General features: G+C 68.6%; 13 protein-coding genes and 1 pseudogene. 6 read left to right on the forward strand and 8 right to left on the reverse strand.

Features of this window, described 5'->3' with window-relative positions; translation table 11 throughout:
• Window positions 1-64: 64 nt before the first annotated feature.
• A complete protein-coding gene (locus ID554_RS07680; RefSeq protein WP_223884483.1) occupies window positions 65-547 on the forward strand; it encodes an NUDIX hydrolase in 483 nt (160 codons plus the stop codon).
• 132 nt (window positions 548-679) lie between these two features.
• Here the strand turns inward: ID554_RS07680 and ID554_RS07685 are convergent, their stop codons facing one another.
• A complete protein-coding gene (locus tag ID554_RS07685; RefSeq protein WP_158573858.1) occupies window positions 680-1,534 on the reverse strand; it encodes a ribokinase in 855 nt (284 codons plus the stop codon).
• Between the two features lie 32 nt (window positions 1,535-1,566).
• Window positions 1,567-2,640 carry an XRE family transcriptional regulator gene (locus ID554_RS07690; protein ID WP_117230936.1) on the reverse strand — a complete coding sequence of 358 codons (1,074 nt, stop codon included), beginning with the start codon at window positions 2,638-2,640 and terminating at the stop codon, window positions 1,567-1,569.
• A gap of 109 nt (window positions 2,641-2,749) precedes the next feature.
• Here ID554_RS07690 and ID554_RS07695 point away from each other — a divergent pair.
• Window positions 2,750-3,571: pseudogene (locus ID554_RS07695) on the forward strand (IS5 family transposase); the annotation flags it as partial.
• An 81-nt stretch (window positions 3,572-3,652) separates the two neighbouring features.
• Here the strand turns inward: ID554_RS07695 and ID554_RS07700 are convergent.
• Window positions 3,653-4,150: a helix-turn-helix transcriptional regulator gene (locus ID554_RS07700; RefSeq protein WP_317985217.1), complete on the reverse strand. Its 498-nt coding sequence runs from the start codon at window positions 4,148-4,150 to the stop codon at window positions 3,653-3,655.
• Window positions 4,151-4,488: 338 nt separating this feature from the next.
• Here ID554_RS07700 and lexA point away from each other — a divergent pair, with 338 nt between their 5' ends.
• Window positions 4,489-5,142 (forward strand): transcriptional repressor LexA, encoded by a 654-nt coding sequence (gene lexA / locus ID554_RS07705; protein ID WP_117231420.1) that lies wholly within the window; start codon window positions 4,489-4,491, stop codon window positions 5,140-5,142.
• 55 nt (window positions 5,143-5,197) lie between these two features.
• Here lexA and ID554_RS07710 read toward each other — a convergent pair.
• The 3 genes from ID554_RS07710 to ID554_RS07720 all read right to left on the reverse strand — a co-directional run bounded on the left by ID554_RS07710 (window position 5,198) and on the right by ID554_RS07720 (window position 8,119).
• A protein-coding gene (locus ID554_RS07710; RefSeq protein ID WP_396888540.1) for an IS3 family transposase occupies window positions 5,198-6,630 on the reverse strand; the annotation gives its coding sequence in 2 pieces (ribosomal slippage) (window positions 5,198-6,273 and window positions 6,273-6,630; 1,434 coding nt in all).
• A gap of 138 nt (window positions 6,631-6,768) precedes the next feature.
• Window positions 6,769-7,038: a hypothetical protein gene (locus ID554_RS07715; protein ID WP_117231238.1), complete on the reverse strand. Its 270-nt coding sequence runs from the start codon at window positions 7,036-7,038 to the stop codon at window positions 6,769-6,771.
• A 124-nt stretch (window positions 7,039-7,162) separates the two neighbouring features.
• On the reverse strand, window positions 7,163-8,119 hold the full coding sequence (locus ID554_RS07720) for a hypothetical protein (protein ID WP_117231239.1): 957 nt from the start codon (window positions 8,117-8,119) through the stop codon (window positions 7,163-7,165).
• A 296-nt stretch (window positions 8,120-8,415) separates the two neighbouring features.
• Here ID554_RS07720 and ID554_RS07725 point away from each other — a divergent pair, with 296 nt between their 5' ends.
• The 3 genes from ID554_RS07725 (at window position 8,416) to ID554_RS07735 (ending at window position 12,010) form a co-directional block, all read left to right on the forward strand.
• On the forward strand, window positions 8,416-10,455 hold the full coding sequence (locus ID554_RS07725) for a phosphotransferase (protein ID WP_147333628.1): 2,040 nt from the start codon (window positions 8,416-8,418) through the stop codon (window positions 10,453-10,455).
• Between the two features lie 494 nt (window positions 10,456-10,949).
• Entirely contained in the window at window positions 10,950-11,108 is a 159-nt protein-coding gene (locus ID554_RS07730) for a hypothetical protein (protein ID WP_158573876.1), read from the forward strand.
• A 143-nt stretch (window positions 11,109-11,251) separates the two neighbouring features.
• The gene (locus tag ID554_RS07735; RefSeq protein ID WP_176739846.1) at window positions 11,252-12,010 is read left to right on the forward strand and encodes an HAD family hydrolase; all 759 of its coding nucleotides are present in this window, start codon (window positions 11,252-11,254) and stop codon (window positions 12,008-12,010) included.
• Window positions 12,011-12,064: 54 nt separating this feature from the next.
• Here ID554_RS07735 and ID554_RS07740 read toward each other — a convergent pair whose 3' ends face one another.
• The gene (locus ID554_RS07740) at window positions 12,065-12,946 is read right to left on the reverse strand and encodes a phosphotransferase (RefSeq protein ID WP_158573877.1); all 882 of its coding nucleotides are present in this window, start codon (window positions 12,944-12,946) and stop codon (window positions 12,065-12,067) included.
• Window positions 12,947-12,963: 17 nt separating this feature from the next.
• Window positions 12,964-13,764 carry a hypothetical protein gene (locus ID554_RS07745; RefSeq protein WP_117231242.1) on the reverse strand — a complete coding sequence of 267 codons (801 nt, stop codon included), beginning with the start codon at window positions 13,762-13,764 and terminating at the stop codon, window positions 12,964-12,966.
• Between the last annotated feature and the right edge of the window lie 238 nt (window positions 13,765-14,002).

The following is a 14,002-nucleotide window of genomic DNA, read 5'->3' on the forward strand; positions in this document are numbered from 1 at the left end:
CGCCGCCCAGTCGGCGACCCGCTGATACGGGCACCGTTGGCCCAAGTGCCGAGGACAGGTGATTGTGATTACGAAGCCGACCGTCGCCGCGCTGGCGATCATTTCCACCGCTGCTGGTGAGGTGGTGTTCGTCCGGCAGCAGCGCGGCCCGTACGCGGGATGGCTACTGCTGCCCGGCGGCAAGATCGAGTTCGGAGAGTCGGCGCAGGACGCAGCCCGCCGGGAAGCGGTGGAAGAAGCCGGCTTCGAGGCCGGCGAGCTGACACTGACCGGTATGTACGAGATTCGCGCCGAGAACGGCTCATACCACTTCCTGATGTTCGCCTTCCACGCCGGCACCGCGACCCAAGTGACGGCCGGCGGGCATCACGTGGACGGCGTGCTCCAGGCAGCGGTCGACGACGTGCAACCGCATCCGACGGTGATGCAGATCCTTAACGACGCGGGTGTTGCCCACTACCCCGCACGGGACATCAAGGCAGGACTGCGCCGAGACGGAATCCTGATGCGCGGGCATCTGACCGCAACTGCGGGCACCCCAACCTGACGGGCTCACTGGCGCCCGCCAACGCTTAAGAAGTGCGGCGATCGCATCGACACGGACGGGCTATGACCCTGCTCACGACGTGCATCTTTCTGTCGGTCTTAACCTTGAGAGTTCGGGACGCTTCGCGCGTTGCTACCGCTGCACGCCGCTGCTCACGAAGGTCGTCGCGGCGGCCACTCCGTCGGCGACCGCGTGGGAGAGCGGGATCTGGTGAGCGAGCCGCGCGGCGAGAGTGCCGAGGAAGGTGTCGCCTGCTCCGCTGGTGTTGATCGCGGTGACGTGGTGTGCGGGCACGAGCGCGGTGTCGTGGGCGTCGCTGTAGGCGGCACCCCGTGGGCCTGCGGTCACCACAGCTGCGCTGGGGCCCAGTTCGCGGAGTTCCCGTGCGGCGACCGTCGGGTCGTCGTGGTGGCGGCCGAGTATCGCCGCTGCCTCGGCTTCGTTCGCCACGAACAGGTCCAGTGGGGCCAACGCAGCTGGTCCGAGCGTGGGATGCGGTACCAGGTTGCCGATGAGCATCGGTGCACGGTGGTGTCGGAAGACGGCGTCGACGGCGTCGGGCGGGAGATCGAGTTGGGTCACCACGACCGACGCGCGCGGCCCTGCGAGTCTGCTGCTTACCTGCTCGCCGGTGAGTTCGGTGTTCGGGGTCCGCGCAAGGATGATGCGGTTCTCGCCGTCCGGGTCGACTTCGATGAGCGCGATTCCGGTCGGCGCCGACGGCACGAGGTGGAAGCCGGACACGTCAACGGTCGCGTCGGTAAGGGTTCGGTACAGGAAGGTGCCCCAGTGGTCGTCGCCGGCGTTGGCGATCAGGCTGGCGTGCACGCCCGTCCGGCTGGCGGCCAGGGCCTGGTTGAGGCTCTTGCCGCCGGCGGTGGTCGTCGCCGGCGACGAGGCGAACGTCGTGCGGCCAGGAACCGGCGGCCCGGGGATCCGCACAGTGATGTCGATGTTGGCGCGGCCCACGACGGCGACACGCGGCACAGCCGACACCTGCGCCGGCTCGGGCGAGTGGCTCATCCGGCCGTGGCCAGCTGGTCGAGCAGATGTCGTACATCCCGTTGGCCGCGGAAGGGTTCGAGCTGCCGGGCCAGGGCGGCGACGTCGCGGCGGACCCGCGCCGAGCCCGTGGTGGTCGCCACCGTCAACGCTTCAGCGGCTACCGTGGCGGCGTGGCCGGGCTCCGAGGCCGCTAGGTACGCGTGCGCGGTGCGGGAGAGGTATACACCCCGCTCGCGCCGGTAACGCTCGGGCCACTCGTTGACGGCCGCCGTGAAACTTCCGATGGCCTTGTCGGCCTGCTGGAGACGCAGCCACCCCTCGCCTTCCTGCGCCGCCAGGTAGGGGCGGGTGCAGAACGATCCGAGGGAGTCATCGCCGCTGGTCGGTGAGGCGTCCGCGACGAGTGAACGCGCGCGCTCGATCGCCGTCTGGAAGCCGGTGACGTCTCCCTGAGCGACGCTGCCATGCGCCTGCTGGACCGCGGCGAAGGCACGCACGAGTGCAGGCGTACCAGGTAGGCGCAACGCCGCACGGGCCAGAGCGGCGACCCGGTCCTCATCACTGGTGCGGACCATCCGCTGCGCCTTGCGGGCCAGCACATAGGCCCAGAAGTCCTGGTCATCGGCCTCCTGTGCGAGGCTTCCCGCACGGTCCAGCCACCGCTCGCCGGCCGCCCGATCTCCCAGGTCGTCGGCGAGCCACCCCGCGAACTCGCTCCACCGCGCCTGCGTGCCGACCAACCGGTCCCGAAGCTCCCCACGCGCCTGCCTGCGCAGAGCGGCGATCAGCGCGATCTGCTGCTCGACTGTCGACAGGACAGTGAGGCCGCCGAGCTGGTCGTCGGCTCGCACGAGGCATGCGCGCAGCTGCGCGAAGTAGTCCACGATGGCGGGATCGACAACCGACGAACGAGGCACGTCCACGGCGGTGACAGCCGGCAGCGTCACCACCCCGGCGGCGAGTTCCAGCAGAGCCCTTCGACTCACCCGCAACGACACCACCCGCCCATCGGACATTGCCGCAAGGGTAACGACGTCCTCATCGCCGACGCCGTTACCGTCAGCCGCCACGACGCCAGCAAGCTGCACCGCCGCAGTCAGAGACCGTCGGGTAACCGGCTCGGGGCGTTGTGTGACGGCGAGACACGTCGATGCGGGACGCTCGACAAATAGGTCATCCCCGCCATGATCGGGTTGTGTGTGCAACGTAGACCTTGGCGGGGATGACGCCCGCTCATGCTATCCGTCGAGCTTGACCGACGCGATGTGGGCGATCCTGGCCCCTCTCATGCCGGTGCGTGACCTGCGTAGAGGCGGCCGGCCCCGTAAGTGGGACGACCGGCTGATCCTCGACTCGATCTTCTACGTGCTGCGGTCGGGCTGTGCGTGGCGAATGATGCCGCGTGATCTGGCGCCGCCGGATGCGGCGCATCGCTGGTTCACCGCTTGGCGTAGAAACGGGACGTGGGATGCGATCCACGACGAGCTTCGCCGGCAGGTACGGGTGGCGGCGGGTCGTGGGCCGGAGCCGACCGCGGCGGTGTTGGACGCCCAGTCGATCAAATCCAGCGAGGGTGGCGAATGCCGTGGGTTCGATATGGGCAAGAAGACGACAGGCCGTAAGCGGCATCTGGTTGTCGACACGATGGGGTTGATCCTGGTGGTGATGGTCACCTCCGCCTCCGTCAACGACCGTCCTGGAGGCCGGCGGATCCTGCAACGACTGGCCGAGGCATTCGCCACCGTCGCACTGGTGTGGGCCGACGGCGGCTACGCCAACAGCATCGACTCCAGCCTGTTGAGCTGGGCAAAGGACAAGCTCGGAATCCTGCTGGAGATCGTCAAGCGCACCGACGATGTCAAGGGCTTCAAGGTCCTGCCGCGTAGGTGGGTGGTGGAGAGGACGTTCGGCTGGCTGGTACGTAATCGGCGTCTGGCCCGGGACTACGAGCGGTTGACCGTCAACTCTGAGGCCATGATCAAGGTAGCGATGATTCGACTCATGACGATACGTCTGGCCGGGCAGGCGGTCCGGTGGAGCAACACTACCGAACGCGAAGCCGCCCGACGTATCAACGCTGAACGACTTATCGCCACGTAGTCACCTGGTTACCCGACGGTCTCTCAGACCACCCCAGCCGTCAGCCCCATCCACGGCACCGACATCGCCCAGCGGCCTTTCCGCCTCACCAGCCGGAACACCAAAAGCACCAGGCGAAGGCATGCGGTCCTCGACCTCGCCCCACCGCGCACGCTGCGCCGCGTCCACTCTCTCTTGATCAAGCTGCTGCTTGAGGCGACGGTAATCGTCATAGCCGGCCAGCAACTCTCCGCCAGCTTCCAGGGCCGACTCACAACGCTGCCAGAAGACCCGGTCCGGGCACTGCCGCCCAGTCTCCACCCCAGCGATCGTGGTCCGAGAAACCGGCACCCGCCGAGCCAAGGCCAACTGGGTCACCCCACGCGCGTTCCGCCACCCCGCGAGCCTCGCGCCCAGCGCCCGTCTCGCATCGTCCACCCGCTGCGGATCGATCACCAATCCCGCCCCTCCACAACGCCGCACAGGCACGACAGCCACATTGACGGGAAGCGACGTCACCCTAGCCGATCACAATAAACCCGGCCAGTAACCGCCGACGGCCCACTGCCACCTCTCCAGCACGTGAACTCGATAGTGACAGGCCACATCATGATCAAGACCCAACCGCGCCGGGATGCCACTGCGGATCCACGACCGCCGACAGGGCGGGACTAAGCCCTACGTCGTTCGCGCCCCTCTTGGGGGCCGCTGCAGCCAGGACGTGACAGAAACCCTCACGGGGATAACATCTCCATCAAGGATGCGCCAAGCACCGGCCATGCCTCGAAGACCGATGCAGAACCGTCCGCACGCACCAAGTTAGTACATTCGTTCTAAGTTTGCGGTATCGTCCTGGGATGGCCGCTCCCGATGTGCCGCCCGGTCCGGTGTCGTTGACTGACCGGCAGCGGCAGATCCTCGCCGTGATCCGTGCCTGGGTGCAGCGGCATGGCTACCCGCCGACGGTGCGGGAGATCGGCGCGGCCGTCGGACTTGGGTCCCCCTCGTCGGTGGCGCATCACCTGAAGACCCTCGCGCACCACGGCCTGATCCGGCGGGCTCCTGGCGGGCCGCGCGCGGTCGACGCCCGCCCTCTGGTCGACGACGATGACCCGCCGGTGAAGTCAGAAGCCCAGCGCGGGGCGCTTGTGCCTCTGTTGGGAGCCATCGCCGCCGGCACGCCGATCCTTGCCGATGAGCACGTCGAGGAGATGCTTGCCCTACCCGCCGAGCTGGTCGGCCGGGGCACGCTGTTCGCGCTGCGGGTACGAGGCGATTCCATGATCGACGCGGCCATCACCGACGGCGACATCATCGTGGTCCGTCAACAGCCGGTCGCCGACAACGGCGACCTCGTCGCCGCCATGATCGACGGGGAAGCCACCGTCAAGCAATACCGAACCCGCGACGGCCGCATCGAACTCGTGCCCCGCAACCCGCGCTACCCAATACTGCCCGGCGATCACGCCACGATCATCGGCAAGGTCGTCTGCATCCTGCACCGCCCGTGATCCCGGACGACCACCGCCGTTCCGGAACGTGTCAAGGGTTTGAGGCCAACGGGAGTTAAGCGGCTTGTTGTTGCGGCTGGGGCTGGGGTTGGTTGATCCAGACCTGTTCGGGCAGGTCGAGGATCTTTGGTGTGGTCCGGGTGGTGGCGCCGAACCGTTCCGGATGCGCGGCGCGGGCTGCGGCGAGAGTGTCGAGGCGTGCGGCGTGGACTTGGTGGTGGCGGCCGTGGTGGACGTCGGCGGGGGTGTGCAGGCCGATTCCGGAGTGCCGGTGGGCGTGGTTGTACCAGGTGACGAAGTCGTTCATGAACGCTCGGGAGTGGGCGAGCGACGCGAACCGGTTGGGGAAGACCGGCGCGTACTTCAACGTCTTGAACCATGCTTCGCTGTACGGGTTGTCGTTGGACGTCTTGGGCCGCGAGTGCGAGCGGGCTACCTGAAGGTCTTCGAGCAGGTCAGCGACCGATTTCGAGGTCATAGACGTGCCCCGGTCGGCGTGGACCACGTGGGGGACGCCGTGGACGTCGAACACCTCGCGCATCATGTTCTCGGCAAGCGGGCCGGACTCGCGGGCGTGCACGCGGACGCCGACGATGTACCGGGAGTAGACGTCGATCATCACGTACGCGTCGTAGTAGATCCCTTTCACGGGGCCAGCGAGTTTCGTGATGTCCCACGTGTAGACCTGCCGCGGCGCGTCGGCGACCAGCTCCGGGCGCTGCCGGGCCGGGCGCCGGGCCTGCCGGCGACGCTCGCGGACCTGCTCGTGTTCGCGCAAGATCCGGTACATGGTGGCGATCGAGCCGACGTACACACCCTGATCCAGCAGCGCCGCGTAGATCTGCGCCGGGGCCGCGTCGACGAACTCCGGGCTGTTCACCAGCCGCAGCACATGCTCCCGCTCGGCCAGGGTGAGCGCGTTCGCTGGCGTGCGTCGCATCGGCCGGGCCGGTGTCGGACGCCGCCGGTCCCGATCCGCGCTGGACCGAGCGATCCCGGTCAGCCGCTTCGCCTCCCGCGTCGGGACCTTCGCGCTGGTCAGCTGGTGGTAGGTGTCCATCAGCGTCTGCCGAGCCCGAACACGTCCGGACCGTCCGGCTCGCTCCTGGAGATGTCCTCCAAGAGCTCGCGCGCTTTTCCCATGATCGTCAACGCCGTCTCCGTCCGCGCCAACTTCGCCTGCGCCAGTTCCAGCTCACGGCGCAACCGGGCGATCTCCGCCTGCTCCGCCGACGGCCGCCCTACCGTCTGCCCAGCCGGCTTGCCCTGCAACAACCCGGCGTCACGGGCCCGGCGCCACTCCGACATCAACGACGAGTACAAGCCCTCACGCCGCAGGAACGCCCCACCGTCACCGGCCGCGACGGCCTTCTCGTATCCGGCCAGTAGCTCCAACTTCTGACCCGGGGTGAACGACCGGCGGGCACGCGGACCACCCGAACGCGGTCCCTTCTTACGACTCATGACCCCATCCTCGGCCACGGCCATGTCAACAGCAGTAGTCAACGCTTCTCAATCCTCAACTCGCCCTGTCCGGCGGACTTGCTATGAACCGCTGGCCTCAACTCACCCTGGCAGACAGGGTTCTCCTGCCGACAGGATCACGGAGGCGCGAGCCTGCGGCTATCACTCAGCCAGGTCCGGACGCCACATCGTGATCTCGCCGTCGAGGTCGCCGCTGCGGATGTCGTTCAGGGCAGCCATGTATCCGACCTCGGTGGCGTCGATAAGCATCCTCAGAACCTCGGTCGGCGCGTCCTGGTAGCCGTAAGCCGACCAGACGTTGGCCATCGCCTCGTAGGCCCGCCGCACGTCGCCCGCGCCTTGAGCGGTATTGCCGTGGAGGTTCGCTACGGCCTCGGACCAGCCGGCTACATCGCGCTCCGAATAGGACATGCGAGAAGTATGCGTGAGGCGATCGCTGCGCGGGAGCCCGCCGTTAGCGATGGGCGAGCCCTCACCGCCGCGGCCGAAGCGGGCCGTTGCCAGGTCTGCCCGCCCCAACTGCCTGGCATGAGGGTTACCAGCCTCGCTGGGCCTGGTAGGGCGGTAGCTGGCCGCGGAGCACCTGCGCGAACTCTGCCCGCAGTCTCGTCAGGTCGATCGGGCGTCCGGCCATGCGCTCGCCCAGCTCGGCGATCGGCCATGTCGCGAGGTGGCCGAACCTCGCCGCGTATACCGCGAGGGTGTGCAGCCCGTACCGGTCCGAGTAGTCCATCAGCGTGTACCCAAGTAGCTGGTCGAGGTCGGTTCGCGCCAGCGAGGCAGCACGAGTGCCGTCCGCCCGAGGTTTGCCTCCCTGGCCGGACTTGATATCGACCAGCATCCCACCGGCGATCAGGTCCGCGTCGGCATTCAGGTCGGCACTGCCGTCGAAGGTCATGCCGGTCGTCACCGGCCCTGACGGCAACCCCGACAGCAGCCGCTCGGCCGCCAAATCCCGCATCGCGACCAGGTCGGTCACCTCCGCGTCGATGGCCAGCCCCAGCAGGTCCGCCGCCCTGCTCGACTCGCTGAGGCGCATCAGGCGGGAGTATTCCACCGACGCCGCTCGATACAGCTCCACGAGAAGCGCCAGCGCGTAGCACACCCGCGCCCACCATTCATCACCACGGTCAGCGAACCCTGCCGGCCGCATCCGCAGTTCCACCCCGCCCCCTTCAACGCGGCGGGGTGCGTCTCCGGCCGCGAGTTCGCCAAGCAGTTCCCGACCGGCCCGCACGCACGGTGCCCGCCCCGACAACAGCCCCATCAGCGGCAGGGCGATCGACGGGTTCGGGTCGACGAGCATCCGCAGCCAGAAGTCGATCGCCGCGCCCTGAGTGCCTGGTGCGACTCCGGGCGGCATGGCCAGTCGCTGCGGGCCAGCCGCGACTCGGAACTCTGCCTGGATTTCCTTGTACGCCGGGAACCTCGTCCGCAGCCACACGGCCACCGGACTCCGGGCGTCCTTCACCTCATACGTCAACGCGGACATGACCGGAAGCTACAGAAAGCCACCGACAGAACGCCGAAGGTGATCGCCAAGCGTATGCGAATGTGAACCCCATTCTTCGTCCTCACCAGCTGCGGCTCCGCCAGCCCGCAGAGCTACGTCCATCCGCCTCGTGCCCGGCCCGCATCCTGTCGCCGCTCCCAAGATCACATCGAACTCACCATCCGGCTTGGTGTCGGGATTCGCTGTCGGACCTGCTCGACACAGGACTCATCGACTGCGCTGGAGAAAGTCTCCGGCTCTCAACGACAGGGTCGGCCGGAAGGAAGGTGGCTGGGATGGTGGCCGAACCGCCCGGCGATCAACGGTGGACGCGGATACTGCCGGACGCGGCAGTCCGAGGAGTTAAGCAGCAGCCGTCGAGCCAAGTACCTGTCTGCCCTCAACTGAACGTCGTAGGCCGCCAGCGGCGAACAGTTGCCGCTGGCCGAAGCCCGATGGCGGTGGGCGCGGCTCAGCATCGCGGTCGCATCCTGCTGGTGGTCACCGATGACACCGCCGACGCGCTGGAGAGTCGTAGAGGTCGTGGTGGCGACTCAACCGGGTTACGAATCATGACTATGACGAGCACCGCGGCATGCGCCGTCGACGCCGGCGTGCGGATGCCGATTCCGCCTGGCGTGGATGCGGTGCCCGGCGCGAGCCTGGCCAGCGACGGCGAGGACTTGCATGTCTGGTTCAGCGGCGTCAGCGCCGAGGGGCATCGGCGACTTCATCACGCGGTCAGCGCCGACAGCGGCGCCACGTGGTCCCCGCCCAACACCGTCGTCGGTCTGGAGCCTCTAGCTGGTCAAGGGCTCTCGCTTTCGGTGCTGCGACGGCGGGACGGCTGGTGGATGTGGTACGTCATCCACGGCAGTCGAGGGCGACGTGTGTTCGTAGCCGGCTCCGACGACGGGCTGGTGTGGCAGCGTCTTGGGGTGGCCCTCGACCTTGGCGAACCTGGCAGCGCTGACGCCGACGGAGTCGACTGCCCAGCGGTTGTCGGCACCAGTGGCGGCAGCTTGGTCATGGCCTACGGTGCATGCAGCTCGCGCAGCGTCGCGGCGGCGGTCTCTCGTGACGGTGTCACCTGGCGCAAGCTCGGTCCGATTCTGCACCGCCGGCTCACCGGTCCGGACTCCCGCTGTATCTGGTACCCGGTGTGGCTGCCCACCAGGCCGGACACGGCTGACTTGCTCTACGCAGGGCAGGACGATCGTGGCCGCTGGAGTATTCTCACCACCGGCCGGGTCGACCTCGCGGCGCTGGCCTCCCGGCCCAGCCCTCTCCCCCTGGCCACAGCGGTCGATGCCGCGATCACCCACATCCGCTCTGCTGTCACCGCCGATTACCTGGTCGAGCCCGACTATCACCGGCCCGCTCTGGTCTACAGGTCGCCGGACGGCCGGGTCGAGCAGCTGCGACCCAGCACCAGCCCGGTGTTCGCCGTTCGAGACGGGCACGGGCACCCCGCAGGTGTGGTGAAACTCGGCCGGGACCGGGCGAGCGCCGAGCGGGAGTTCTCCGGCCTGCAGACCCTTGCCCGCTTCTACCCGGTCCCTGCGGCGACACTGCACTATCGGCAGGGCCGGGCCGCACTGGTCATGGAGCACCTCGACGGGGTACCCCTTGCCGGGCTGGCCGCCACCGATCCCGACCGGTTCGAGACCGTACTGGGCGACATTGCCGACCACCTGGCCACCGCCGCGCAGAACACCCTCATGCCGGCCTGTGACCTCGACGGGCCGCCGGATCACACCGAGGAGACCCCGGTCGTCCTCGCGGCCTGGGCGGCCGAGCTCGTCGCCCGACTCCGTCCGTGGGCCCGGCACCGGATCACTATCGACGGTGACCCGCTCGACGCTACCCTCGCCGATCTCTTCGACCTCACCCACCACAAGCTCAGGCAGCCGCCGCTGTGGGTCGTCCACGCCAGCGGCGACCTGCATCTCAACAACGTGCTCGTCGCTCGCGACGGGCGCCGATGGTGGCTGATCGATTACGAGTACGCCGGGCTGCACGATCTCGAATACCTCCTGGCGAAACTAATCACCTCGTGTGTCAAGCACACGGGGCTGCTCACCGCCCACGCCGCGACCACTCACGATCATCTGCATCTCACCACCCGCCTCGCGCATCCGCTCGCCCGCCGGGTGCTGAGCATGGCGTGGCTGCTGGACCGGCTCGCCGGGTTTCCGGTGGATCGGGAGCGCCTGGCCGCCCATCTGCTGCCGCTGCTGTATTTCCGGTTCACCCCCGAGAACGACGCAGACCCGCCCGCGTTCGGTTTGGCCGCCCTTGTCCTGTCCGCCGACGCGATCCTCCACCGGAGTTGACCTGACGCTGTAGCCGGACCTGGCGCGGGGGCAAGAGCACCCGGTTCCGGCACGCCAACGGCCCAACCTGGCCGGTAGCCGAAGCGGACGGCTCAGGAAACTCGCAGGTCAGGTCCTTGACGGCGGCCAGCGGCGGGGTGAGCATCAGGGGTGCGGTCCACGCATCGGACCGTGCCGGGAGCCAGCGAGGTGATGGTCCGCGCGCTGGCCGGCACTCCCCGGCGGCAAGGTGGAACGCCCGACAGCGGCCGGGCCCGCCTCGACCGCGGACCTATCAATGAGACGTGTCGTCCCGAACCCCGTGCTGGGGCGGGGCGCGGCCACTTCCCCGGACGGGAAGTTCGAGGGCCTGCGGTGTACCCGCGTGCGACGTGGTCACCGCGCCGAGAAACGCCGCTCACTCGCGTCCCTGACGTGCGCGCACGCCCCTGAACCTCTGTCGGTAGCGGCTGGCGTGCGCGCATGCCGGTGCTTCCCGGAGGGAGGTGCACACCATGCCGAAGGAGACCCCGATGACCCGCGAGGCGGCCGACCGGATCCGCGAGGCGGCCGAGCGAGACCCGCACTCGCCGACTGCGCAGGACGGATTCCCCGACCGCGCCGATCGGGCCGTCGACCGCAACGAGGACCAACAGGACCCAGAGGAGGAGTAACCCATCGGGTGTGGGCCCGGCCACCAGGCCGGGCCCACATCCGATGGACGCAGCGCTTACGTACGCCGGAGCACCGTGACCGTCCGTGATCTCCGTGTCTTCTGCCCGCACACGGCGCCCGTTGCGGCGACGATGGACGCATGATGCTGTTTCCGCCTGCGGCACTGCTGCTGGACTTCGGTGGCGTTCTCGTCGAGTCGCCCCGCCACCAGCGGACCCTTCCACCCGACCTGGTTCAGCGGCTGCACACCCTCACGGGACACGCCGTCCCGGTCGACACGATTGTCCGGGACATCACCGACGGAGCCCGTCGGTATTCGCGATGGCGCGATGACACCAGCCGCGAACGGGGTCCCCGAGAGGCGAGCCACGACCAGGTCTGGGACGAGTTCATCACCGTGGGCTGGCCGGAGGCGGCGCGGGCTGCCGTGCGGGCGGAGGCGGTGCCGTTGAGCTACGCGTGGGCGTGGGGCGACAACTGGACCGTACGCGACGGCATCACCGAAGCACTACAGGCAGCGGAGGCCGGTGGGATTCCGATGGTCGTGGTGAGCAACGCGATCAGCGGCGCCGCGCACCGGGACTTCCTCGCCTCCGCCGGACTCGGTGCGCTGTTGGCGGCCGAGCTGTACAGCGATGAGGTCGGGGTACGCAAGCCGAACCCCGAGTTGGCCTGGCGCGCGGCGGACACGATCGGCGTACCGATCGGGAAGTGCTGGTTCGTCGGCGACATGATCGACCGCGACATCGCCTGCGCCCGCCACGCCGGAGCCGGGGCAGCGATCCTCATGCGCTCGTCGCGCACCGCACGGACGGTGCCCACGTCGGGGTTCGAGCCGGATGTCGTCGTTGACGACGGGTACGGACTGCGGGACCTGCTACGCCAAGCTGGGCTGCACTGACTGCCGAAACCGAGGGAATTGCCGGGCCATGAAAGCTGTCGGCGAGCACATCAGCTACGACGTGAGGGCGTGCAGCTCGCGGTGGGCCTGAACGTGCAGGGTCCGCAGCAAGGGCAGCCGGGCGGCGATCACCGCGCCGGGCGGCAGGGACAGGTGGATGCGGATCTCGCGGCAGACCAGTAGCAGGTAGTTCACCGTGTGAGGGACGGTGATGTCGGCGGCGGCGACCCGGCGGGCGATCACACGAGTGAGGGTCGGGCTGGCGACCGTGGCGATGACGCGTAGAAGCGCAAGATCGTATCCGGGCAGGTAGGCACCGGCGTGTTCCCAGTCGATCAGTCCGCAGCCGCGGTCGTGAATGAGGAGGTTGGCGGGAAGGGGATCTCCGTGTTGGGATGTACGGGCAGGTCCGGCGCGATCGACAAGGGTATGCAGGGTTGCCTGGTCGCGGTCGTCGAGAAGCTGCGCCGCGTGCTCGTCGTCGATGCGCTGGTGGTAGTCGACGGGTTCGGGCAGCGGGTGCCGTGGTGCCCACCGCGTGACCTGCTGGACAGTGTCTGCGACCAGTTCGGCCTGTGCTGGCGGGATGTCGTGGGTGAGGTGCCGCTCGTGGTAAAGCCGCTGTCCGGGTAGCGCGGTCAAGACGGTGAGCTGCTGGTCGGCCCACAGCAGCCTGGGCACGTCGACGCCGGGAGGATCAACCTCGAACCGGGAGTACATATCGAGTTCGTGGTCGCGCCGGCTGATCCAGTACGGGTCGCGGCTGGTCAGCAGTTTCACGACCACCCGGTGCCCGCAGCGGGTCCCGATGGCGACGAGTGCCTTGTCGGTGTCGTGAACGATCTCGCTTACCTTCACACTCGCTCGCTCGGCCCGGCTGACCAGGTCACCCCATGACGGATGCTGGTCGCGCTTCAACGGACGCGGGGACGACATCGCCCTATCGTCCATGCTCAGGCGCGGTCGGAGCGGGTGTGCCGCGAGCAAGGGCTGGTGAGGCAGCGTGTGACGGCGGGGTGTTGGCAGCCGGCCGGCGGGGTGTCGGTGTCCGGGGTGCGGCGGCTGTCGGTGTAGAGCCGGTAGCCGTCGGCCTCAGCGACGATCGCGTCCCGGGCGTGGGGCCCAAGGAGCGGATCCGTGGAGGGGACGGGACCGGTGATGGTGGTGAAGGCGGCGAGGATCTGGCCGGTGTTCGGATCGATGGTGAGGACGTCGCGTCGTGGCACGCCGGAACGGTCGGTGTACGGCAGGGCGATGTCGATGCCGGTCCGCCCGACGCGGTCGGTGACGCCGGTTTGGACGAGGAGGCCGGGGTGCTCGGCGAGGAGCCGGAGGAGCGCGGCACGGACCGGGCGGGTGAGGGCGTGACGTTCGTAGAGCATCGCGACGCCGCCGATAAGGTGCCCCGGGCGGTCCCGGTCAGGGCCGGCGGTGATGAGCAGGTGGGACCGCAGGTCGGCGGCCCTGGTCGGTGGTGGCTGGTCGAACCGGTCGCCCCCGCTCTGGCCTGTCCATCTGTGGTCGGGACCGTCCGGGGTGCAGCCGGTGGTGCTGATCCGGGTGCTGACCTGCCGACCGTTCGCGGCGTCGTCGGTGCGCCAGAGTTGGTCGACGCGGATGCGCTGCGGCCATCCAGCCGGTCCAGGTGGGCCGGTGATGTCGCGGTACCAGGTGCGGCGTTCGACGTACTGGTACCTGCCGCTGGTGGTGTCGGCGGTTGCGGTGCTAAGGCTGCTGGCTAAGCGGGTCAGCACCGGGCCTGCCGGAACCCATGGCGTGCTGGTCGGGGGCGGGGGCATCGGCGACGGAGCGGCAATGTCCGCGCGGTCGGAGGCCGCGTCCCAGCCTGCGGGGATTTGCGTCGCGTCAGCGGTGCGATGGTGCGGGCCGGTGTGGATCGGATAGGTGAGAACTGGCGTCATGGCGATGGTGAGGGAGACCAACGCCGCCGTCAGTCGTACCGTTCGGGAGGTCCGCGGTCGTCGTTGCGAG

Source organism: Micromonospora craniellae (assembly GCF_014764405.1).
Taxonomy (GTDB): Bacteria; Actinomycetota; Actinomycetes; order Mycobacteriales; family Micromonosporaceae; genus Micromonospora; species Micromonospora craniellae.